The sequence below is a fragment of the Bacillus sp. 165 genome (genome assembly GCF_017742235.1).
GTDB lineage: Bacteria > Bacillota > Bacilli > Bacillales > Bacillaceae_G > JAGHKQ01.
In genome coordinates this window covers 213,874-235,186 of record NZ_JAGHKQ010000001.1, presented here as the reverse complement: position 1 = coordinate 235,186, position 21,313 = coordinate 213,874, and the positions used below count along the sequence as shown (strand labels likewise).

Here is a 21,313-nt window from a genome sequence, read left to right as displayed (position 1 = left end):
ATATAGTGATATTTGAAGGAAAGGTATTGTAATTAGACAATACCTTTCCTGTTATTTTATCATCACGAAATAGAAAGGGGGCATAAAATGAAAAAGCAATTTTCAAAAACGGAAATGATGGGGTTTCTTGCAGTAATTTTTGGAATAGGGATAATTATAGATATCGTAACAGGGCGTTTTGAGCCGATGGCCCTCGTATTTGCTTTCGTGATGATTATGATTGGTCGTTATTTTCGGGATAAAGGGAAGACAGTACGGGGAAATGTTTTTATTATTATCGGTGTCTTGGTAGTTTGTATCAGTGTATTTTCTTCCGTTGCTTTTCAATTGGTTCTTGTTGCAATTATTGGATATGTCGGATATCAATTATATATAAGTAAGCAGCAACCTACGATGATTTCTGTAAAAATAAAAGAGTCAATTAAAGAAAAGTCGATTGTAGAGGAACAGCCCTTTATGAGTAATTTCCTTGTTGGCAACCATCGTATTATTGATCAAATTTATGAACTTCAGGATGTAAATATTCGTTATGGGCTTGGCGATGTACAAATCGATTTTACAATGGCCATGATACCTGAGGGCGAAACGGTTATTGTTCTCCATGGGTTGGTAGGCAATATTCGGTTGTTTATTCCATATGATGTGGAAGTGTCTTTAAATACTTCTGTTTTATTTGGAAATATTACAATGTTTGGCCATCAAGCAGGCGGATTTAATAAGAATATTGTACTAAAAACAGAACAGTATGGAGAGGCATCGAGGCGCATTAAAATCATTTCCTCCCTCCTTGTTGGAGATACGGAAGTGAGGTACGTATGATGAATAAACAAACAAGCATTCAATGGACATATTTAAACTACTTCATATTAACCTGCCTTGGTGTATCTTTGCTGGTCACAGGTATCTATGCTTGGCAAAGCAGAGAAAATGTTTATACTTTTTTGATTGGTCATACGGTTGCTTCTATTCCAGTTTCGTTATTTATAGTAGGGATAAGCCTGATGATCGGATCTGTAATTGGATATGCGCTTGGACAAAAAGTGAAGAAGCGTGTAGACGAAATGAGTACCTTACTACTGGAAATAGAGAGAGGGAACTTTAATAAACCATTATTATCTAAAGAACAGGATGAGTTTTCCTTGATCGAGGAGAGGGTTGTTACGTTAGCAGAACGATTTGAAAAGCAAGCGGAACACTTTCAAGCTTTAACGAATGAGAGGGCATCTTGGAACGAAGAGATGAAGCAAGAAGCAATTTCTCAGGAACGTCATCGCTTAGCTCGTGACCTGCACGACTCAGTCAGTCAGCAGTTATTTGCGATGTCGATGATGATGGCGGCAGTCAATGAGAAAATACAGGTGAACAGTGAATCAACACGAAAACAGCTATTACTCATAGAACAAATGATTGTAAATGCACAAGCAGAAATGAGAGCTTTATTGCTTCATTTGCGTCCGGTGCAGTTAGAAGGAAAGAAGTTGAATCAAGGTATTGAAGAACTGCTGAAAGAACTAGAAAGAAAACAGAAAATGAAAATGGAATGGCATTTGGAGTCAGTAGATTTGGAACGGGGAGTAGAAGATCACTTGTTTCGAATTGTGCAAGAAGCGTTGTCCAATACACTTCGTCATTCTAAAGCAAAGCGCATGGAACTTCGCCTTCGAAATATTAATCAATATGCTATTTTAAAAATTATAGATGATGGTATAGGATTTAATATACATCAGCGCAAAACTGGTTCTTACGGTTTACAGTCTATGCAAGAACGTGTAAATGAAGTAGGCGGAGCACTTAAAATTATCAGTCTTCCTAATAAAGGAACACAAATTGAAGTGAAGGTGCCCATTCTTGCAAGAGAGGGGGAACAGTATGATTAAGGTATTGCTTGTAGATGATCATGAAATGGTTCGTATGGGGGTTTCGGCTTACTTATCCACTCAAGCGGATATTATAGTGATTGGTGAAGCAGAAAACGGAAAAAAAGGCATCGAGCTGGCACTTTCCCTAAAGCCAGACATTATTTTGATGGATTTAGTGATGGAAGAAGTAGATGGAATAGAAGCAACAAGAGAAATAATCTCACATTGGCCGGAAGCGAAAGTTGTAGTTGTAACAAGTTTTTTGGAGGATGAGAAGCTGTATCCTGTTATTGAGGCTGGAGCCACTAGTTACCTATTAAAGACGTCTAGAGCAAGTGATATTGCTGATGCGGTTCGAGCTACTTACAATGGAGAAACCATATTGGAGCCAAAGGTTACTGGTAAAATGATGACCAAAATGAGGCAAAAACAAGAAGATAGTCCGCATGAAGAACTAACAGAACGAGAACTTGAAATTCTTATGCTAATGACAGAGGGAAAGTCTAACCAAGAAATAGCGGATGAATTATTTATTGCCCTGAAGACAGTAAAAACACATGTGAGTAATATATTAAGTAAATTGAATGTCAGTGATCGTACACAAGCAGTTATTTATGCTTTTCGTAATCGGTTGACTAAATAAGAATCCTCAAATAAGAGGATTTTTATTTTTATAAAAAATAGTACACTGACCAAGTCTTTTTTACATACATATATAAACGAGATACCATCTGTTTATAAAGAGGTGACAAAAATGTATTATAATCCTAATGGTTATTATGGAGATGGACGATTTCCTTTTCCGCCAGGACAGGGGGGATTTCCGCCAGGACAGGGGGGATTTCCACCAGGACAGGGGGGATTTCCGCCAGGACAGGGGGGATTTCCGTCAGGACAGGGAGGATTTCCGCCAGGACAGGGAGGATTTCCGCCAGGACAGGGAGGATTTCCGCCAGGACAGGGAGGATTTCCGCCAGGACAGGGGGGATTTCCACCGGGACAGGGGGGAGGACCACCTGGAGTACAAGGGCCGCCACAGGGACCGCCTCCGTCTTATATTCCACAACAGCAGCAGGCTTCCTTATTTGCGATAGATTCAGGCGGCATTCGGAGATGTTTATATCGCTATACTTATATTTGGCTTGTGAATGGAAGAAGTTTTTGGTTTTATCCGGTATTTGTAGGAAGAACTTCAATTGCAGGATACCGTTGGAGACGAAAACAATTCAGATGGGTGTACACTGGATTTGATTTAAGTAATATTAGTTCTTTTCAGTGCTCTTAGCAATTATAAGAAAAGCTCCTTCGATGAGGAGCTTTTCTTATGTCAATTACAAGTATTTATTTTCTATACTAATAAACATTTAAATACGATTGCAGGAAATGAAAGGGGTTACATCGAAAGTAATAATTATCTACCCGAAGAAATTAAAAACATACAGTAAGAGGTGACTGCAATGCTTGTATCAATTCTTGTAGTAGTATTAGGAATGATAATTGGCTGCTCATATTATTTTCGTTCTATAAAGCAAGCAGAAGTATTATCTTTTCAAAAAGCAAGTTTGTCTCAAAACAGTTTCAGATTCTTAGTATGTTCTAAATGTGGACAGGCACAGCAAAGACGGGGTGGATACCAGGAATGCTGCAATTCTAGGTTGTAAGCTAGCTATAAAGTGAAGAAAAAGCACCTTATCGTTAAAGGATGAGATGTTTTTTTCTTTTATCCTGTATTAACTTGGACTTTGACTCTCCGCTTACATTGCGAAGAAGGAAGAGCTTCACTGATGGAAGTTTTCCTTTATAAAAGTTTCATCTTTTTTTGCAGTCCAAATAGTCCAACGATCTTTTTCAGGCAGATTTTCCTTGCTCGTATTTTGTAACTCCAAACGAATACGATCAAGTAAACTCTGCAACTCTTTGTCTGTCAACTCATGTAAAATAGAGCGGCCCGTACGAGGAGATAAATCTTTAAGAAGAGCATCTAAAGAAGAATGAACTTTTCTAATCTCCCATAGGTTTTGTTCCTGTATATTCTGAAATCCAGCTTCCCTAAACCATTTTTGTACATCATGGCTGTTTGGACGACGTTCTTGCTCTTTGATTATCAACTTTGGATAATAATCAAAAAAATACCCGCGAATATGCTCTTTACTTCCTGGTAAAATACAGTCTTCAATTGTTCGGTCTTGTATAACGATTACACCGTTTGGTTTTAAGACGCGATAGGCTTCTCGAAAAAATGCCGGAATATCCGCTAAATGATGAATAACAGCTCGAGAAATAACTACATCAAAGGTATCGTTTGGTAAATTGAGAGTATGTGCATCACCTTTCATATAGATGATGTTATCATAGGCTTTGCAAAACTCTTTTGCAGTTTTAAGCATTTGTTCTGAGAAGTCGAAGGCTGTAATTTCGCCAGCACCTATTTCTGCCAATGCCTTTGTATAAATTCCTCCACCACAGCCAACATCCAGTATCTTTTTTTCTTTAACGTTTATAAGTTTAGAGAAAGATTCATACCAAGAGTGATCTGCTGTTCTTGAGGCATATGTCTTACGGTTTTTTTCGGAATGAAAGTCTATTGACATGCTTCCCATCCTTTCAATGTGTATGCTTTTATTTTATATGGAATAAAATGGTATTTCCAGGAATGTAAAGAAATTTTTCTGTTTTACAAGGATATTCAAGAAGGGTGTCGAAGGGTTATTGTATATCCAAAGAATTAGGAATAGGGAGATGGATATGAACAGACTGATCATACTGGCATGTGTTTCGTTAATGGTATTGACAGGATGCGCAGAGCCAAAGGTGAAAGAAGTGGGAACATTGCAGGAGATAAGAACAGAAAAAATAATCGTTTGGAAAAATGAAGCTGTAGTTAAGGAATGGACAGATGAAGAGAAAATCAAGCCATTCGAGCAATTGCTAGAGGAAGCTAAGCGAGTGGAGGCAATATTTAGTTTATCTCATCCGGAATATAAAGTTGTAATTCATAAAGAGAAGAAACAGGAGAAATATTTTTTATGGCTGCATCATGAAAGCAGGCAAGGCTGGATGATGAAACAGGGAGACGATACTCATTTATATCATTTTTCAAAGGATATAACAAAAGAGCTCATTGAGTATATCGAACCAACGTCTGTATCAACCCCTTCTTCTGAATCAAAGCTGAAGAGCATAACAAAACAAGATTTCCAAATTACAAAGTTTCATATTATTTCTGAACCAGAGTTTTTTCACTATAGAGTATCTTATACTATTTCTGATTCATTATATGCTGTATTGGAAAAAGAAAAGATGTACTATTTTCAATTAGAGATACCTAAAAAAGTACAGGCGCTCTTAAAGGAAGAGAAGAGTGTTCTTATAGAAGGTGAGCAGGTGGGAAATGAATATAAAACATACGAAATTCATTTTCTTGTACCGAAACCGAAAAATATGACAGCTTCGCAAGAGCAAGCTATTATGAAATATTATGAAGGATATAACCTCACAATTTGGAATGAAAAAAAAGAACAAGCAGGAACATTTCTTAATATTATTCAATATGTGAAAGAGTATGGGGAAAAGCTGGAAAGAAAAAAATGAAGACTTGGCATTAGCCAAGTCTTGATTTATATTTTCGAACAATTAAGTATCCGATGATGAGTGCAAGAATTAAAGGGAGCCAAACGCCTATTGATAACAATGACTGTTCACTATGGGGCTGCAGCCATTCTATTGAAAGCATGTTTCCAATGGAGTATAAAATCATAATAGACGCAAAAAAAGATAAAAGTCCTAAAATAATAGAATGAAACCTCATTATTTCACCTCCTGTTCTTAATATACATTCTTAGTATTGGTTAATTTTTGAAAATTAAGCATTTGTAAATAAAATTATATGTAAAAATTAGGAAAATGTAAAACTTATCATAACTAATCTGTAAGCATTTCACTAAAGCATATAGCAGTTTTAAACATGAAACGAGCTTCTATATGTATTGTCTTTCTGTATTTCACTATATTAAGTATGTTGTATACCATTCAGCAAGAAAGTTGGAATTATTATGGTAAAAATATGGGGGGAAGGTTTGATATGTTTAAAAAATTGTTATGGTTTTTGGTAACTGTAGGGATTATGGTAGTAGGTTTTTTTAGTTTGACAAAAGTATTTCTGTATTATGCAGAACAGCCTCTGAATGTATCTGCTATACCGAAATTAGAAAAATTACAAGAATCAGAAAAAACATTGGAATTTATACATACTACACATGAAAGTTTTAATGGTTTTTTGAACTATGGAAAAGCAGATAAGTATACAAATGCGGATTGGAAGTTATTGCACGATTGGTTTATTCAAAATGAATCAGCTCTAAAAGAAATGGAACAAAAGGTAAAAGACCCGTCACTAAAGATAGATTTAAAGCGCAGCTACGATATATTAAAACAAGGAATGGAAGAACAAAATATTACATACGTTGTGTTAAGTCATCGTATTTATCATGATTTAGATATTCTTATTAATCAATATACTGGTGAAACAAATATATGGGGAGTTACAAAGTTTGGAGGTGGTGAAAATACTAAGCAAATAGAAGTAATGATAAAGTCAAACTAAAAGAGGGACTGAACCTATTGAAATACTAAAGAAGTGAATCATCTACTGAATATAGAGGGTTCGCTTCTTTATACTGTTTGTATAGTGATAATAATTTTAACTCTTTCCTCAAACCTAGAATCTTGTTAGTAGCTGTGTCGGGTAGAAAATTCTTTTTTAGAGATTAATATGGAAAATATTCACAAAAACGTTACAGTTAGAGTGATTCCAATCACACCTTTTAAAAGTAGATGTACCTATAATAAAGGTATAAGCATTCATATTTTATTATGAAAAATAAAAAAGGTGGGGATCAATGTGTTAAGTCAAAAAACAATTGAAATTGTGAAAGCTACTGCACCTATATTACAAGAACGTGGAATAGAGATTACAAAACATTTTTATAATATTATGTTTACTAAGTATCCTGAATTGTTACATATATTTAATCAAACAAACCAAAAAAAAGGGCGGCAATCAGAAGCATTGGCACATGCAGTTTATGCAGTAGCTGCAAATATTGAGAACTTAACAGCTATCATCCCAGTAGTAAAACAAATTGGCCATAAGCATCGCAGTTTAGGAGTAAAAGCAGAACACTACCCCATTGTAGGAACTCGCTTATTACAAGCCATTAAAGAGGTGTTGGATGCTCCGCAAGAAGTACTAGATGCTTGGGGAGAGGCATACGGCGTAATTGCCGAGGCGTTTATTCAAATAGAGTCTGAAATGTACAAAGAAGCAGAACAGCAAGAGGGAGGATGGCGAGAATTCCGCAATTTTATTGTAGTAAAGAAAGTGAAGGAAAGCGATGTTATTACTTCTTTCTACTTAGAACCGCAGGATGGTAAAGAATTATCCACATTTAATCCTGGACAGTATGTTACGGTGGAAATGGATATACCTGGGAATGAATATAGACATAACCGCCAATATAGTTTATCTGATGCTCCAGGAAAACCATATTATCGTATTAGTGTAAAGAGAGAAGATACTAGCTTAAATCATCCAGCAGGTATTGTGTCTACTTATTTACATGAAAAAGTACAAATAGGCGATATATTGCCATTGAGCGCTCCAGCAGGAGATTTTACCTTAGATACAGCACAAGAAAAACCATTAGTGTTAATTAGCGGAGGCGTCGGTATAACCCCAATGATGAGTATGCTTAATACAGCCTTAGAACGACAGCCAAACCGACAAGTATTTTTTATTCACTGTGCAATCAACGGCGATGTTCATGCTTTTAGAGAGTATGTAGAAGGTGTGACGAAGGCAAGAAATAATGTAAAAGCATATATATGTTATTCTTCTCCTACACCAGAGGACCGGAGCAAAAAGCATTATGATAGAGAAGGATTGATTGAACGTGGCTGGTTACAAACAATCATACCTTCAACTCAAGCTGACTTTTATTTTTGTGGCCCGATTCCATTTATGCGGCATGTAAATGAAATGTTAAAAACCTGGGGAGTTGCAGAAAGCAATATTCATTTTGAATTTTTTGGCCCTGCCGCCAGCTTAGAACCAACGGAAGCGTAAAATGTATGATAAAAGAGAAGAGCTGCTGCCTATGTGCAGATCTTCTTTTTTTGTTCTCGTAATAATCGATTTACAGTTTCACGCCGGAGTCCGATTAGCTGCCCTATTTCAGCTTGTGTTAATATTTGGTGAATCGGTGTATTCGGTAGGTATGATACAAACCATTTTTGAAGAAGCTCTAATCGATCCATAGGAGAGATTATTGTTAGTTGGTCGATTCGCTCCTGCATCATCCGCAATTTATGTTGTAGCTGTATACAAATATCTGCATAGGTTTGAGGGTTATTACGAAGCATTGTGTACCAAGCTGTGCTTTCTATAATGTCCACTTCCGTTTTCATAAGTGCGATAGCAGTTCCATGATAATCTTTTGGAGAAACGAGGGAGTGGTGAGGGATTGTTTCTCCTGGTACAATAATATTAAATAGAAATGAATGACCCTCCTCTTGAAGACGAACCACTTTTAATAATCCGCTTTTAATGTAGAATAAAGACCCTTTTTCTCCTTGTCTAAATAATATATCTCCCTTATGTAATATCAATTTGAGCACCTCTTTATTTATTTTACATCTTTGTTTGTAAGTATATCCATTGACAAAACAAACTGCAATTCATAAAGTAATACAAAGGTAGTACTTTTAGGTGAAAAGTAGAATAAGAGAATGCAATTTATTCTAATCGGGAGGCAATACATGTTTGAGAAAAGGTTGACTGATGTTAAGATGCCGGAAGATGCCATTATCCGTGTAGAGGAGATGGAGGGAGGGGTTGTGTTATCGGTTGAAGTAGATGGAAAAATAATTTATACAATGGCTTATGATGAAGAAACAGAAAGCTATAATGAATTATATGATCGAAATGATAAGCGAGCACAACAAGTTCATAATGATTTGATGGGATGGAAATTACTTCATTAAAAGCTTAGGAGAATATATCTTCTAAGCTTTTTTCATGCGGTTGCACTTTGTAAATAAATGTTTTTACATTGTAAGACCTCTGTAACCTAGAGGTGAGAATTTCGTTATATCATAAAAATAATTAATGAAATTCGGAACAGCTAGGGGGTATTGTGATGTTTCGAAAAATGTGCATATCTAATATATTTTTAATTATTTTATGCCTTTTATTACTTGCAGTATTTGGAATTTTTATCTATCAGGTTATCAATTAGTATATAGCAGTTTTTTGAAACATTTGACAATGTATAGAATAGGGATAAAGGTAGTTTATCAAACATAGGGTTTTATTATAATCTTTTATCAGATTGTCTATTGCACATGATAATGAAGTAAAAAACACGTCAGCTTTCTGACGTGTTTTTACGGACAATGCAATGTTTTAATATGATGCAGGTTCAAGAAAATAGTTTCACTACGAGCGATAGTCAATTCAACTTGATTGTTTTCAACACTTATTAGTTTTCCGACTTTATGCTGGTGTGCTCCTAAGTCAAAGACTACAATTTTGCCTATAAATTTTTTTAGTTGTTCTTCAAATGTGCGAGCAAGGCCTACAGATGCTGGCTGCAAGGGTAGATCTTGTTTCTTTAAATCATAAGGAACCTGGTCTGGGCCATAGGGGATAAGCCACTTTAAATGTTGAAATGGGATATACATTGTTTTGTATACGGGTGAGTAAAATACAAAGTAATTATTCATAATGTGCGTGACATATCCATGGATTGTTTCATTATTTGTTACGAAAATTTCCGTAAATAAGCCTTTGGCATTTTGCAGTATTTTTCGTAATGAAATAGTATTTGAATCATTAGAAATAGGCAGGTCTTCATAGTTAACAGAATCTTTTGTTGAACTTGTGGAAGTTTGCAAACGCTGGAATTCTTCAGGTTGAGAGAGTGTAAATGATATACGCTGAATATGCAGAAATGGAATATATAAAAAGTTTTCTTGGGTATACACGACCAGGATGTCGGTACCTATATCAATGAGAACACCCGTTAATATTATTTCACCTGATAAAGTGAGTTGAATCGGTTTACGGAGATAGGATTGAAAATTAATCATGACACCCCTTCTTTTCAAAAAGTTACTTACAGTTACATTTTTTTAATAACCAAACATTATGAGGATTATTAGCATGATTTAAGCTTTTTGCTGCTTTATTTGTTTTTACTGCTTTGTTTGTTTCCGCTGCTTTTTTGCTCATTCTTCGCATTGTCCCCATTATTGTTGTTATTGTCATTGTTATTATTGTTGTTATTATTGTTGTTATAATTCCAGCTGAAGCTTTGTACATGGAAAAGAGGGATATAAAGAACTTCATTATTTACTTCCATCATTAAATGGTCTCCTGCTCTTCCCATAACTGTACCTTTGATTTTGTGAGGTCCTTGGTTAATTTGGCAACTTTCACCTTTTAAACGATCAAGTACATCAACAAAACGTTTGCCTGGCACAATGATGGCTTCTTCTTTTTCCTCTTGGCTTTGATCTTGTTCGTCGTTTTCTGATGTTTGTGAGTTATTGTCTTGCTCATCTTCTACTACTTGCGTGAATCCTTTAACGTGATGCATTGGATAATAAGCTACTCCATCATTAGACTCTATCACACAGTAATCAGATTTGATTGCGTGTAATGTACCTTTTATCTTACTATTCATTTGTACCGTAGTACCAACAAACGATTTAAAAGATTTTGAAGCATAGAAATTCTGTCCTTGATTCCAATGGTGGTAATGATTGTAATACAAGTGAAATTCCTCCTTAATTAATATCAATTTATGTCACTACATGGTATGTATCATTGGAGGACAAGGTACGAGATACTTGACCAAATTTGAAAAAATGTGCGTTTATTCCTATTATAAAAGCCCTTAAATTCTATATTTAAGGGCGTCATATTATTGGTTAATTTCTATTAGATAATTTTGATTACGAGGGAGTTGAAGCTCCTCTTGACCTAATGAGGTATAACTGATTTTAAGAACTGCTTTACTGACTGGCATATATTCTATATCTTCTTCAAGCGTCCTGTCGTTGGGATTATGAACAGTAAGTTCAATAGAATCCAAATTTTTGTTTTTAAATTTATACTGTATCTGCTGGGCAATTAGCTCATATTCCTCATTTGTGGAAGCGGTAGTTACAATCATCCCTGTCAGCAATCGTTTTTGCTGCGTATCATTATTAGTAAGCCAAACATTCGATTCACGAGCGGCAATAATCTTGTATGGAATTTGAGAAACTAGATGCTTATGGGAGCTTGCTTTCGGTTGATTCCATTTTCCAACATAGAACGCTGCAAGAATAAATGAAGCACATGTGAACATTACCAATAAGAATTGAGTATATTTCATGATACATCCCTCGTTTCATTCGATAGTCTGTTCACTATTCATCATACAGGAAGGACGTAAATTCTAGGTTAAGGGGTCGTAAATTAAGGTAAAGATGTCCATAAAATAGGAAAAACAAGTTTTCTATACAAGTTTAGTATAAAAATAATGATGAATGTTTAAAAAGTAAGAGCTTCGACAATGCAAGTACAGTTTGATAAAATAAAGAAAAATTGGAAAAGGGATGTTTACATAATGATTCGAATAGGATTGACGGGCTGGGGGGATCATGATTCGCTTTATTCTGATAAATTGGCTAGTAAGCATAAATTGCAGACTTATAGTACATATTTTCCAATCGTAGAAATCGACAGTTCTTTTTATGCTATGCAGCCGATACGAAATTATAAAAAATGGATAGACGAAACGCCATCAAGCTTTTCATTTATTGTAAAAGCGTATCAAGGAATGACTGGTCATATGCGAAGTGATCATCCATACAACAGTTTAGATGAGATGTTCGATATCTTTAAGCAGTCTATTCAACCGCTACAAGAAGCTGGTAAATTGAAGATGGTGCTCTTTCAATATCCCCCATGGTTTGATTGTCAAATAAAAAATGTAGAACTTCTTAGATTTACAAGACAGAAAATGGGAGAAATACCTTCTGCATTGGAATTTAGAAATCAAACATGGTTTTTACCACAATTCCGTGAACGAACGCTTCAATTTATGGAGAAGGAGAGATGGATTCATACTATTTGTGATGAACCGCAGGCTGGGATAGGTTCTGTTCCAATAGTCCTTCATCCTACTAATCCTAACGCTACTTTAATTCGATTTCACGGACGAAATGTGCATGGTTGGAATCATCATGGTGAAAATTGGCGTGCAGTTCGCTGTCTATATCGCTATAACAAAGAAGAACTAACAGAGTGGGCGGAACATATACAAAAGCTACAAAAGCGAACAAAAGAAATATATATATTATTTAACAATAATTCCGGTGGCGATGCAGCTGATAATGCCAAGCAACTAATGGCTATTCTAGGAATTACATACGGAGATCGTCATCCTGAGCAATTAAAATTGTTTTGATTACCAAAGCCAAAATACTTGATAGTTCTTTTTATCTTAGCAGGTGACGTAAGAGAGATATTTTATAATTATAAAAAAAGAAATGCGCTGTACAAACAGGGGGGATGTACAGCGCGTTTCTTTTTTAGAGGGGCCAATGTTTTCACGAGTGTGAAGCATTTGCTGCTGGTTATAATTAAATGATAATGATTATCATTTTCTTTGCCAATAGTTTTTGACGGGTAATTTTTAATAGTTTTATTTGACGATGATTATCATTATTAATAAATTTGATTTGTAGATGAGAATAATTATCGTTAATTGGAGGTGTTCAATTTTTATGAACAAAATATCTAATCGTATTACAAAAATAACATTTCAGATTTTGATTACGTTAATGCGTGTTCTTTTTGGTATGGGGTGGTTTATGGCTGGGATCACTAAGATTACAGAGAAGAATGGGTTTAGCGAGCCGGAGGTTTTCCTTAACAACTATTTGTTGATGTCACTAGAAAAACAAAATGTTCCAGATTTTTATAAATATTTCACTGAACACACAGCATGTTTTTTAATTACACTATTCCCATCACTCAAATTATAGTTGGTATATGTATGATAGTTGGACTTATGATTCTTCCCTCAGTTCTCATTTGTTTATGCATATTAATTTTATTATTTCAGGTAATATGAACGTAATAAATCTTACACTTTGTACAAGTACATTAGGCATTTTGCTCTTTTTGAAACGTAGCTATGTATTGAGTATAGACCGTTACATTAAAGTATCCAAAAATCAGGATGTAAAATTAGTCCATAATGTTCAATCAAAAGTTTCTTAGGAGAAGTATTAAAACTATCTTTCTGATGTTATAAAGCAGCAAACTATATGACCTAATCTGTTTACATAAAGAAAAGTAATAAGTTTCTTTGAAACGGTTTACAAATAAACTAGTTTCATAATATAATACTAGTGTTTTTAATGATAATAATTATCAATTTCAATGATAGAGCAACAAGGGGATGGAAAAATGAGGAAACCATGGAAAGTGATGACTACAATTGCCGTAGCATCTTCATTATTGATTGCAACAGGATGTACTGAGAAAAAAGTCACTGGAACAGAAAAAGCATCTGAATATACTGTACCAGTAGTAGATTATACATTTGATACAGCAGGGAATATGTTTGCTTATGCAGAGTTTGAATTATCAGGTGAGCCGCTGGCAGAGTCGTTAGGATTAGACTTGGATTTACTAGATCCAAAAGAAATCAATAAACCCACGAAGTTTGATTATACAGCTGGAATTGAGTCTTATGAGTATTCAGAGGAAGCTATGTATGAAGTGGTTGAAAAATCAGGTCTTGGGTTGCATCTCATTCACGGACCTGTAGTAGAAAAAATGGCAAAAGAGGCAGGAAAGAATGCACCAACGTTTTTAGAGGAACGCTTCTATGAAATAGCGGACAGTGTAGGTTACCCGAAAGATGAAATTTTCTCTAATATGTATCCTACATTTATAGAATATGCGAGCGGTAATCCACATTACATAACGAAAGTAGACACATCTGTGTATGCAGAAAATGAGGATAACACTTTTGTGCCTGTCTACCAAGTAGATTTCAAATCATTACGATGGGATCGGGAAAAGATGAGTAAAACCCTTACTCCTTCAGCGTACGGAGCTGTATTTTTAAAACAAACGCTGTGGGCAGGAGACTTTTTAGGGGGATTCCATACGGTAGATATGGATGAAGAGTTAGAAGCAACTTCACCTACTCAAGATAGTGATCCCAATGTTCGCCTTGGAGTAAGTTCTGCTGATGGGATGCAAGGGGTTATCCTGACGGAAGAAATATGGAACAAGTTAGGTTTTATTCGTGATGGTTTATTCTATGATGCTACTAGAAAAAGCTTGACGAGCGGAACAGGATCAAGCTATAACCCTTCTCAAGGATTTGTATATTTACCACATGAAATTACAGTGACGGAAGCGGGAAGCGGTACTGCAGCCAAGGCAGGAAGCATGCAAGTGACAGACGTGCGCAGTTTATTGAGAGACCAATGGCTCATACTTTGGCCATCCTCTGAATTCTTTGGGATGACAGACCAAAGACCGGAAAATAAAAATGTAAATCCTGCATTTCATGCCGCTTTTGACGGACAGCCTTTTGCGAAGGCAACGATGGAAAACACTGATGCCGTAAATGAAAATGATGTACAAGCATATGATCCATATTCTCTTAATCGGGATGTATTATTGCAAGTGTTCAAAAATATAGAAGCAATGCATTTTAATAAGGAATTAGGGGCGTTTATCAGCGAAAATGATGGAACTAAACAAGGCGAGTATATAGACACATTTGAAGCTGGATATACCATGGAAGCAATGCGTATTTTTCAAAGAGCGATTGACGGTTTACCAGTGGGATATGCAAGTGGAGAAGATGCAAAAGGACTAGGAACACCGGAAGGAAAGCTTGCTCTTGAAATGATTCGAAAACAAGCTGATTTTATGCTGAATAAACTAAGAACAAAAGACGGCTTTGTAGCAAACGGTTATGTTGTTGGAAAAGGACAGGATACAAAAACGGTCAAATTAGAAGCTCAATTAGGAGCAATTCGAGGATTGACTGCGGCATTTTTAGCTACTAAGGATGAAAAATATCGTGATGCTGCCCGAGAAATATATAATGCAGTAGATAAGAAGATGTGGAATAAAAAGGCACACGCATATGAAACTGTCGAAGGTAAAATGCAGTATACACCGTTTACAGCTGGGAGCGTGTCAGCAACATTACGCCTTGCTCTTACAAACTTAAGTAATACGGAAGATGATAAAACGAAATATCATGCACTTGAACAACAAACAGTAGTATCTCGTTATGTTGACTTCTATAATCAAGTTATCGATGGACCTTCTTTGAAGGAAGGAATGCAAGTGAGCGAGTTTTGGGATACTGGAGATTTCTATAAAAAGGGAAGTAAGTTGGCGAATACGGATAATGATATGGTTCCGCAAATACAAGCTGGACACGGAAAGTACGGTATTGCCCCTATTCTTGTAAACGTAGAAATAAAAAAGTAAATATCAAAGTGATTCTATTATAATAGTTATTATTTCCATAATGAACAGCCGAAGAGATGAACAAAGCATTTCTTAGGCTGTTTTTCGGTATAGAAGTGTACAGGGGGGTACTTTATGAAACGAATGTATATTGTCTTGTTTTTGCTTATTTGTATAGGTATGATGGCTGGATGTAGTGCGAAATCAGGGGCAACCACACATACAATCAAGCGAACAACGGCAGTTAATAGTAACAATATTGCAATAAGTAAAGATGGGAACTGGTTGTACACAGCTAATATTGATGTTCATACAGTGTCTGTAATTGATGTAAAACAAAATAAAACGATTGCCGAAATTCCAGTTGGAAAAGAACCTCGCCAATTATCCTTAAGTCCGGATGAATCGTTCCTTTATGTTTCTTGCATGTATGACGATACAGTAGCTGTCATTTCGACGAAGGATAAAAAGGTAGTCGATAAAATAGCAACTGGTATTGAGCCGTTTGGTGTTCTGACTAGTCAAGACGGAAGTCTATTATATGTTTCAAATTTCCGTTCAGGTACCTTGTCAGTAATTGATCTTAGCAAGAACAAAGAGATAAAGTCTATCCACATAGGTGACAGACCGCATACATTAGCAATCACAGCAGATGGAAAGAAGCTGTATGTTCCTCATTATTTAGAAGGAAAAATCAGTGTTGTGGATACACAAACGAATAAAGTACAAAAGGTCATCTCCCTCGCAGCTTCTCCTGATAAGGAAGACCATAAAAAAAGCCAAGGCTTGCCTAATACATTAGAGCAATTTGTTATTGCGCCAGATGGAAAAACTGCTTGGGTGCCTCATTTATTGACGAATGTGGATACTCCTATCAATTTTGAGGAAACTATTTTTCCTGCAATTTCAATTATAGATTTGACAACAGATGAAGAGTTGAGGGATGAGCGAAAGCAGCTGTTTGAAGCTATTAATATAAAAGATATAAAAAATGAAAATATTATTGTTTCCAATCCGTATGATGTTGTGTTTAATAAAACCGGAACAAAAGCGTATGCTGTGATGTCAGGCAGTGAAGATTTAATAGTATTTGATTTGAGAAGAGGAGGAAATGCCACACAAATCGTACGCAGAATTCCGGGCGATAACCCAAGAGGCATTATTATAACGCCTAAAGAAGAGAAGCTGTATGTCCACAATGCTATGAGCCATGATTTAGCTTTACTGGATACAGGAGCAGGGAGTGAATATGCGAAAGTAAAGATTCACAATGACTCTATAAAACTGATTCAGAAAGATTCTTTGTCACCCTTAGTAAGAGAAGGGAAAACCCTCTTTTTCAGCGGCAATAGTGATGAGTTTGCCAACAACATTACAGGAAACAATTGGATGAGCTGCGTTTCCTGTCATAGTGATGGGGATATCAATGGGTTAACATTAATGACACCGAAAGGTCAACGTAATGTTCCAAGTAACGTATTAACTACGAAAACAGGTCTTTTTATGTGGGATGGGTCAAGAGATGACTTCGCAGATTATATACACACTGTTCAAGGAGAAATGGGGGGGATGCTGAATATAAATCCAAGTCAGCCTATGCCTGTGGATACGCAGCATATGTACGATGCACTTCTTGCGTTTTTAGACGATCCCGATTCATTTCCGGTTCCAAGAAGTCCGTATAGACAAAAAGACGGCAGCTTATCTCCACTGGCAGTAGAGGGAGAGCAGCTCTTTAATGGAAAAGGAAACTGTTTAAGCTGTCATGGGGGAGAATATTTTACTGCTAGTATAAACGCTGTTGATGAGGGTGGGAAGTTAAATACAGCTAATATAAGCTATTTATATAATATTGGTACGGCCAATCAATATGATCAAGCGTATGGGGGAGATGCAAGAGGAGAATTCAAAAATATTCGCACGAAAGGACTGTTTGATTCGCCTACTCTTCGCGGAGTATGGGCAACAGCCCCGTATTTGCATGATGGGAGTGCAAAAACAATTGAAGAAGCTGTTCAGAAACACCAGTATGAAGGAAAAGAAGTATTGTCCATGCAAGAAGTTCAGGCTATTGCTCAGTATGTACGGTCTATACAATAAAGGGATGTCTTGAGAGATGATTTTTTTGAATGAACAGAACTTCAGAGTACCTTGCGTGAATCTCTATATTTACGTGATAGGGGATGGAAACGGAGTAATCTGAAAAAGGACGGTAATAGGAGAGTTTTTGATTGCTGTAAAACCAGGTATAATTTATGGCTTTTTATGCTCGGTAAAACAGGTTTCATTTTCTCTGTTAACTATGATTAAGGTGATATTTTTAGAATGTTTAACGAATATGATGTTAGCAAAAAAGAAAACAGGTAGAAAAAAGCATCGGTTGGGCAATATACCGATGCTTTTTAAGCTACTCCAATATATTTTAATGTTATAAAAGGGGTAGCATGACTGAAAAAATGCTGTAAAAAAGCAATGTCTACACCAGACTTGTATACTTGATATCCCCATGTTTTACGTAGAGTATGGGAACTGATACCGTCAAGGCCTGCTTCTTTTGCAGCTTTATTTAAAACATACCAAGCGTGCTGACGAGTAATGGCTCCTTTTCCTTTTTGTGATTTCAGAAGCGGCTCATTCTCTTTCGCATATTTGCGCTCTTGCAAGTATATTGAAATAGCCTCTTTTAATTCTTCATTTACCGCAAACCATTGTTGTTTTTTTGTTTGTTCGTTGTAAAATGAAATAGAGTGACGGATTTGTTGTTGGTCATCTAAAATATCTTTTATTTTAAGTTGAAGAATCTCGCTGACCTTTAAACCGGAGTTTATAGACAGAATAAATAAGAGTGCGTCACGCTGAGAGGAACTTTCAAGAATTGTTTTCATTTTCTCCAATTTTCTTTTATTTTGAATCGGTTGTCCACTATTCATGATTGTTCTCCTTTCTGTATATGAATGATTTTCATTACCCTCAATATAATGATAATGTGTGTATTCTATGTGAATTTTGAGTGAAAAATAAAAAAACATGCGATTAGTCCGCATGTTTTTTTGCTTTGTGTAAATAAAAATAAAATTGAACTCCATCATTTCTATTTTGTACACCATATTTGACGTTATGGAGATCTAGTATATTTTTGACAATAGACAAGCCGAGACCTGTACCGCCAGTGACACGACTGCGTGAAGAATCGGTGCGGTAAAAGCGTTCCCAAATTTTATCAAGGCTTTCCTCTGGAATAGCAGTACCCTTGTTATAAATACTTACCATGATTTGTGAACCATAGTCATGAACAGATACTGTAATGCTTTCTTGTTTAGGTGTATAACGTATAGCATTGCTTAGCAAATTGACGATGACTTGTTCTATCCGATTTTTATTTGCGTGTACTAACATTTTTTCGTCTGTTTGAATAAGGACGGTTAACTGCTTTTCTTCAATGCTAAAGGCAAGCTTTGCCATCACTTGCCGTATTAATTCATCTATACAAAATGTTTCTTTGGAAAGCTTGTAAGTTCCTGACTCTAGTTTGGCCAGCTCCAGCATTTCAATTATGAGAGAGTTCATTTTATCTGCTTCTTCTAAAATGACATCCGTATAGTAATCTATGTTTGTGCTGACTCCGTCCTTGATTCCTTCTGCAAAGCTGTGAATGACACTTAATGGTGTTTTCAGTTCATGAGATACTCCTGAAATGAATTCTTTCCGTGTTCGTTCCAACTGCCGTTCTCGTTCTACATCCTGAATTAATTGCTGATTAGCAATTTGCAGTTGATTAATTTGATCCTTTAAGTTTGTAGACAAGGTGTTAATGCTGTTAGATAAGCTGCCAATCTCATCATTTGCAACAACAGGAAGCTTTTGCGAGAAGTCAAACGCAGCTATTTTTTTTGTGACTTCATTTATCTTAATTAGAGGCTTGGCAATCATTTTAGAATAGTAGAACGATAATAAAATGATAACACCAAAAACAATGAAAAAAGCATACACATAATAATCCTTTAGTACCAGTATTGCTTCGTTTACAGGCTGAAGCGATGTCATAGCAAATGCGAACTCTGTGATTTCCCCATCTTTAATGATAGGTTGTACGAACATTTGATTTGTCCCACCGCCTTTACTGCCATATTTGAAAGTAGTTAAGGCAGTCGGGTCAGCTTCACCAACAGAAACGGAAAGAACCCAATACTGAATGGCCTGCAATAGTGTATCTGTATCGCTCGCAGTATTCACTTCTTCCCAAGTAGGTAGCTTCTTTTTAACGACAGTTCCATCGATAAGTACACTATAAGGATTTTTTTGTACATATTTTTTTGCCTTATCATTAAAAAAACTAATATCGCTAATGACGTTCTCGTTTTTCCAGTTCCCAAAATTGGATGTGATTTCAAGGGGAATTACAATTTCTTGCTTTGGAATGCCGTCAATGAGAATTCTGTCATTTTCACGAATCGATAGCTTCATAAAAGCTGTAAATTCTCCAGGGCTTAACAAATTGTTAAGCGGTACTGTATAAATTTTATTCGTTTTTTTATCTTGTACATCTATATAGTAGTTATTTACATTTTTGATTGTGCCGTTTTGGTCAAGAAAGCCAAGCTGAGCATTCGTTTTGGTGAAAAATTTTCGCCGTAACTTTTGGATGGTTGTCAAACTATGATCGCTCTTTTCATAGTCCTCGACAAATGTTTCAAATGCATGCATGACATTGTCAGTCTTCTTTTTTATATAAAACTTTTCTAAAAATAATGATTGACCAGCAAAAAATAGTAGAAAAACAAGGGTGAAGAGACAAGACGTTAATAAAAATAATTTTAAAACAATACTTTTTCTTTTCACGATTACACCTCGAGCTACTAGATGTACACTATTATATCATTATTTGTTATGCCTTCGTAAAGATAGGTTTTAGCAAACGGTATAACCTTCATCGATTTTGATAATGAAGTTGAATGTACCATTAACAAAAAAACAGTTTACCGCATTTTTTCGTTTATTTTAAATTGTAAGGAATGTTTTAAGGGAAATGTTTTTTGAACTTTCCTTTCTTTACTATAAAAAAGAACTTGTCTAATGTGTGACAAGTTCCTGATTGACTGTTTATTTAAGAGAGGCTTCTAATGCTATTTCAATCATATCATTGAATGTTGTTTGACGCTCTTCCGCTGTTGTTTCTTCCCCAGTAAAAATATGATCACTTACAGTCAGAACGGACAATGCATTGACTCCAAATTTAGCTGCTAGGGTATATAGCGCTGTCGTTTCCATTTCAACTGCCAATACACCGTAATCTCCTAGCTTTTTCACCATATCCATGCTCTCACGATAAAATACATCAGCAGTTAAAATATTTCCTACTTGTACGCTTAATCCTTTTTCCACTGCAGCATCGTATGCATGTTTTAATAAGTTAAAGTTTGCACATGGAGCAAAGTCAAAGCCAGGGAATGTAAGGCGATTAATATTAGAATCACTGCAAGAAGTCATAGCAATGATGACATCGCGCACTTTAACGTCTTTTTGAATAGCTCCGCATGTTCCAACTCGGATTAAATTTTTTACGCCATAGCTTTGAATGAGCTCATTCACGTAAATGGAGATGGAAGGAACACCCATTCCAGTACCTTGAACAGACACCCGTTTTCCTTTGTATGTACCTGTAAACCCGAGCATACCTCGCACGTTATTATAGCATTCAGCACTCTCCAAAAACGTTTCAGCAATATATTTAGCACGCAGAGGATCTCCAGGTAATAATATTGTTTCTGCGATTTGTCCTTGTTGTGCTCCAATATGGATACTCATATTTCTAACCTCCTGACAGTTTTATTCTATACGTTTCTTGCCAAGTTCACACATCATTTTCAAAAAAACAGCATCAAGTTTTTTGTAT

Annotated in this window: 21 protein-coding genes; 12 read left to right on the top strand and 9 right to left on the bottom strand. The window is 35.9% G+C overall.

The annotated features are described in order from the left end of the window. Positions 1 to 87: 87 nt before the first annotated feature. From liaF to J7Q84_RS01260, 4 genes are all read left to right on the top strand, one after another. Positions 88 to 819 carry a cell wall-active antibiotics response protein LiaF gene (liaF, locus tag J7Q84_RS01275; protein WP_209092585.1) on the top strand — a complete coding sequence of 244 codons (732 nt, stop codon included), beginning with the start codon at positions 88 to 90 and terminating at the stop codon, positions 817 to 819. Continuing rightward, on the top strand, positions 819 to 1,877 hold the full coding sequence (locus J7Q84_RS01270; protein WP_209093082.1) for a sensor histidine kinase: 1,059 nt from the start codon (positions 819 to 821) through the stop codon (positions 1,875 to 1,877). Before liaF ends, J7Q84_RS01270 begins: the two co-directional genes overlap by 1 nt. After that, complete coding sequence (locus J7Q84_RS01265) at positions 1,870 to 2,502, top strand: response regulator transcription factor (protein WP_209092584.1); 633 nt, start codon at positions 1,870 to 1,872, stop codon at positions 2,500 to 2,502. The genes J7Q84_RS01270 and J7Q84_RS01265 overlap by 8 nt, the downstream gene beginning before the upstream one ends. 111 nt (positions 2,503 to 2,613) lie before the next feature. Further along, positions 2,614 to 3,144 (top strand): transporter, encoded by a 531-nt coding sequence (locus J7Q84_RS01260; protein ID WP_209092583.1) that lies wholly within the window; start codon positions 2,614 to 2,616, stop codon positions 3,142 to 3,144. A 493-nt stretch (positions 3,145 to 3,637) separates the two neighbouring features. Here J7Q84_RS01260 and J7Q84_RS01250 read toward each other — a convergent pair whose 3' ends face one another. Beyond that, on the bottom strand, positions 3,638 to 4,450 hold the full coding sequence (locus tag J7Q84_RS01250) for a class I SAM-dependent methyltransferase (protein WP_209092581.1): 813 nt from the start codon (positions 4,448 to 4,450) through the stop codon (positions 3,638 to 3,640). 154 nt (positions 4,451 to 4,604) lie between these two features. Here J7Q84_RS01250 and J7Q84_RS01245 point away from each other — a divergent pair, with 154 nt between their 5' ends. Then, positions 4,605 to 5,450 carry a YhfM domain-containing protein gene (locus J7Q84_RS01245; RefSeq protein ID WP_209092580.1) on the top strand — a complete coding sequence of 282 codons (846 nt, stop codon included), beginning with the start codon at positions 4,605 to 4,607 and terminating at the stop codon, positions 5,448 to 5,450. Between the two features lie 10 nt (positions 5,451 to 5,460). On the opposite strand, the gene J7Q84_RS01240 is transcribed toward J7Q84_RS01245, so the two are convergent. Continuing rightward, on the bottom strand, positions 5,461 to 5,667 hold the full coding sequence (locus tag J7Q84_RS01240) for a hypothetical protein (protein WP_209092579.1): 207 nt from the start codon (positions 5,665 to 5,667) through the stop codon (positions 5,461 to 5,463). Positions 5,668 to 5,940: 273 nt separating this feature from the next. On the opposite strand from J7Q84_RS01240, the gene J7Q84_RS01235 reads away from it, so the two are divergent. Then, positions 5,941 to 6,462: a hypothetical protein gene (locus tag J7Q84_RS01235; RefSeq protein ID WP_209092578.1), complete on the top strand. Its 522-nt coding sequence runs from the start codon at positions 5,941 to 5,943 to the stop codon at positions 6,460 to 6,462. 297 nt (positions 6,463 to 6,759) lie between these two features. Continuing rightward, the gene (hmpA, locus tag J7Q84_RS01230; protein ID WP_209092577.1) at positions 6,760 to 7,983 is read left to right on the top strand and encodes an NO-inducible flavohemoprotein; all 1,224 of its coding nucleotides are present in this window, start codon (positions 6,760 to 6,762) and stop codon (positions 7,981 to 7,983) included. Positions 7,984 to 8,012: 29 nt separating this feature from the next. On the opposite strand, the gene J7Q84_RS01225 is transcribed toward hmpA, so the two are convergent. Then, positions 8,013 to 8,525 (bottom strand): Crp/Fnr family transcriptional regulator, encoded by a 513-nt coding sequence (locus tag J7Q84_RS01225; RefSeq protein WP_209092576.1) that lies wholly within the window; start codon positions 8,523 to 8,525, stop codon positions 8,013 to 8,015. Positions 8,526 to 8,675: 150 nt separating this feature from the next. Between J7Q84_RS01225 and J7Q84_RS01220 the strand changes: the two genes are divergently transcribed. Further along, a complete protein-coding gene (locus J7Q84_RS01220) occupies positions 8,676 to 8,900 on the top strand; it encodes a hypothetical protein (protein ID WP_209092575.1) in 225 nt (74 codons plus the stop codon). 402 nt (positions 8,901 to 9,302) lie between these two features. Here the strand turns inward: J7Q84_RS01220 and J7Q84_RS01215 are convergent, their stop codons facing one another. From J7Q84_RS01215 to J7Q84_RS01205, 3 genes are all read right to left on the bottom strand, one after another. Further along, complete coding sequence (locus J7Q84_RS01215; RefSeq protein ID WP_209092574.1) at positions 9,303 to 10,007, bottom strand: DUF2642 domain-containing protein; 705 nt, start codon at positions 10,005 to 10,007, stop codon at positions 9,303 to 9,305. 95 nt (positions 10,008 to 10,102) lie between these two features. Beyond that, positions 10,103 to 10,693 carry a hypothetical protein gene (locus J7Q84_RS01210; RefSeq protein WP_209092573.1) on the bottom strand — a complete coding sequence of 197 codons (591 nt, stop codon included), beginning with the start codon at positions 10,691 to 10,693 and terminating at the stop codon, positions 10,103 to 10,105. Positions 10,694 to 10,843: 150 nt separating this feature from the next. Next, positions 10,844 to 11,299, bottom strand: a complete 456-nt coding sequence (locus J7Q84_RS01205) for a hypothetical protein (RefSeq protein WP_209092572.1) — start codon at positions 11,297 to 11,299, stop codon at positions 10,844 to 10,846. 234 nt (positions 11,300 to 11,533) lie between these two features. On the opposite strand from J7Q84_RS01205, the gene J7Q84_RS01200 reads away from it, so the two are divergent. The 4 genes from J7Q84_RS01200 to J7Q84_RS01185 all read left to right on the top strand — a co-directional run bounded on the left by J7Q84_RS01200 (position 11,534) and on the right by J7Q84_RS01185 (position 17,520). Further along, on the top strand, positions 11,534 to 12,376 hold the full coding sequence (locus tag J7Q84_RS01200; RefSeq protein ID WP_209092571.1) for a DUF72 domain-containing protein: 843 nt from the start codon (positions 11,534 to 11,536) through the stop codon (positions 12,374 to 12,376). 319 nt (positions 12,377 to 12,695) lie between these two features. Beyond that, positions 12,696 to 12,956 (top strand): hypothetical protein, encoded by a 261-nt coding sequence (locus J7Q84_RS01195; protein WP_209092570.1) that lies wholly within the window; start codon positions 12,696 to 12,698, stop codon positions 12,954 to 12,956. 427 nt (positions 12,957 to 13,383) lie between these two features. Then, positions 13,384 to 15,441, top strand: a complete 2,058-nt coding sequence (locus tag J7Q84_RS01190) for a hypothetical protein (protein ID WP_209092569.1) — start codon at positions 13,384 to 13,386, stop codon at positions 15,439 to 15,441. Positions 15,442 to 15,555: 114 nt separating this feature from the next. Beyond that, positions 15,556 to 17,520, top strand: coding sequence for a beta-propeller fold lactonase family protein (locus J7Q84_RS01185; protein WP_209092568.1), 1,965 nt, complete (start codon positions 15,556 to 15,558; stop codon positions 17,518 to 17,520). 302 nt (positions 17,521 to 17,822) lie between these two features. On the opposite strand, the gene J7Q84_RS01180 is transcribed toward J7Q84_RS01185, so the two are convergent. The 3 genes from J7Q84_RS01180 to deoD all read right to left on the bottom strand — a co-directional run bounded on the left by J7Q84_RS01180 (position 17,823) and on the right by deoD (position 21,225). Then, a complete protein-coding gene (locus J7Q84_RS01180; RefSeq protein ID WP_209093081.1) occupies positions 17,823 to 18,353 on the bottom strand; it encodes a tyrosine-type recombinase/integrase in 531 nt (176 codons plus the stop codon). A 100-nt stretch (positions 18,354 to 18,453) separates the two neighbouring features. Continuing rightward, positions 18,454 to 20,259: a sensor histidine kinase gene (locus J7Q84_RS01175; RefSeq protein ID WP_209092567.1), complete on the bottom strand. Its 1,806-nt coding sequence runs from the start codon at positions 20,257 to 20,259 to the stop codon at positions 18,454 to 18,456. A 261-nt stretch (positions 20,260 to 20,520) separates the two neighbouring features. Beyond that, positions 20,521 to 21,225 carry a purine-nucleoside phosphorylase gene (gene deoD / locus J7Q84_RS01170; RefSeq protein ID WP_209092566.1) on the bottom strand — a complete coding sequence of 235 codons (705 nt, stop codon included), beginning with the start codon at positions 21,223 to 21,225 and terminating at the stop codon, positions 20,521 to 20,523. Between the last annotated feature and the right edge of the window lie 88 nt (positions 21,226 to 21,313).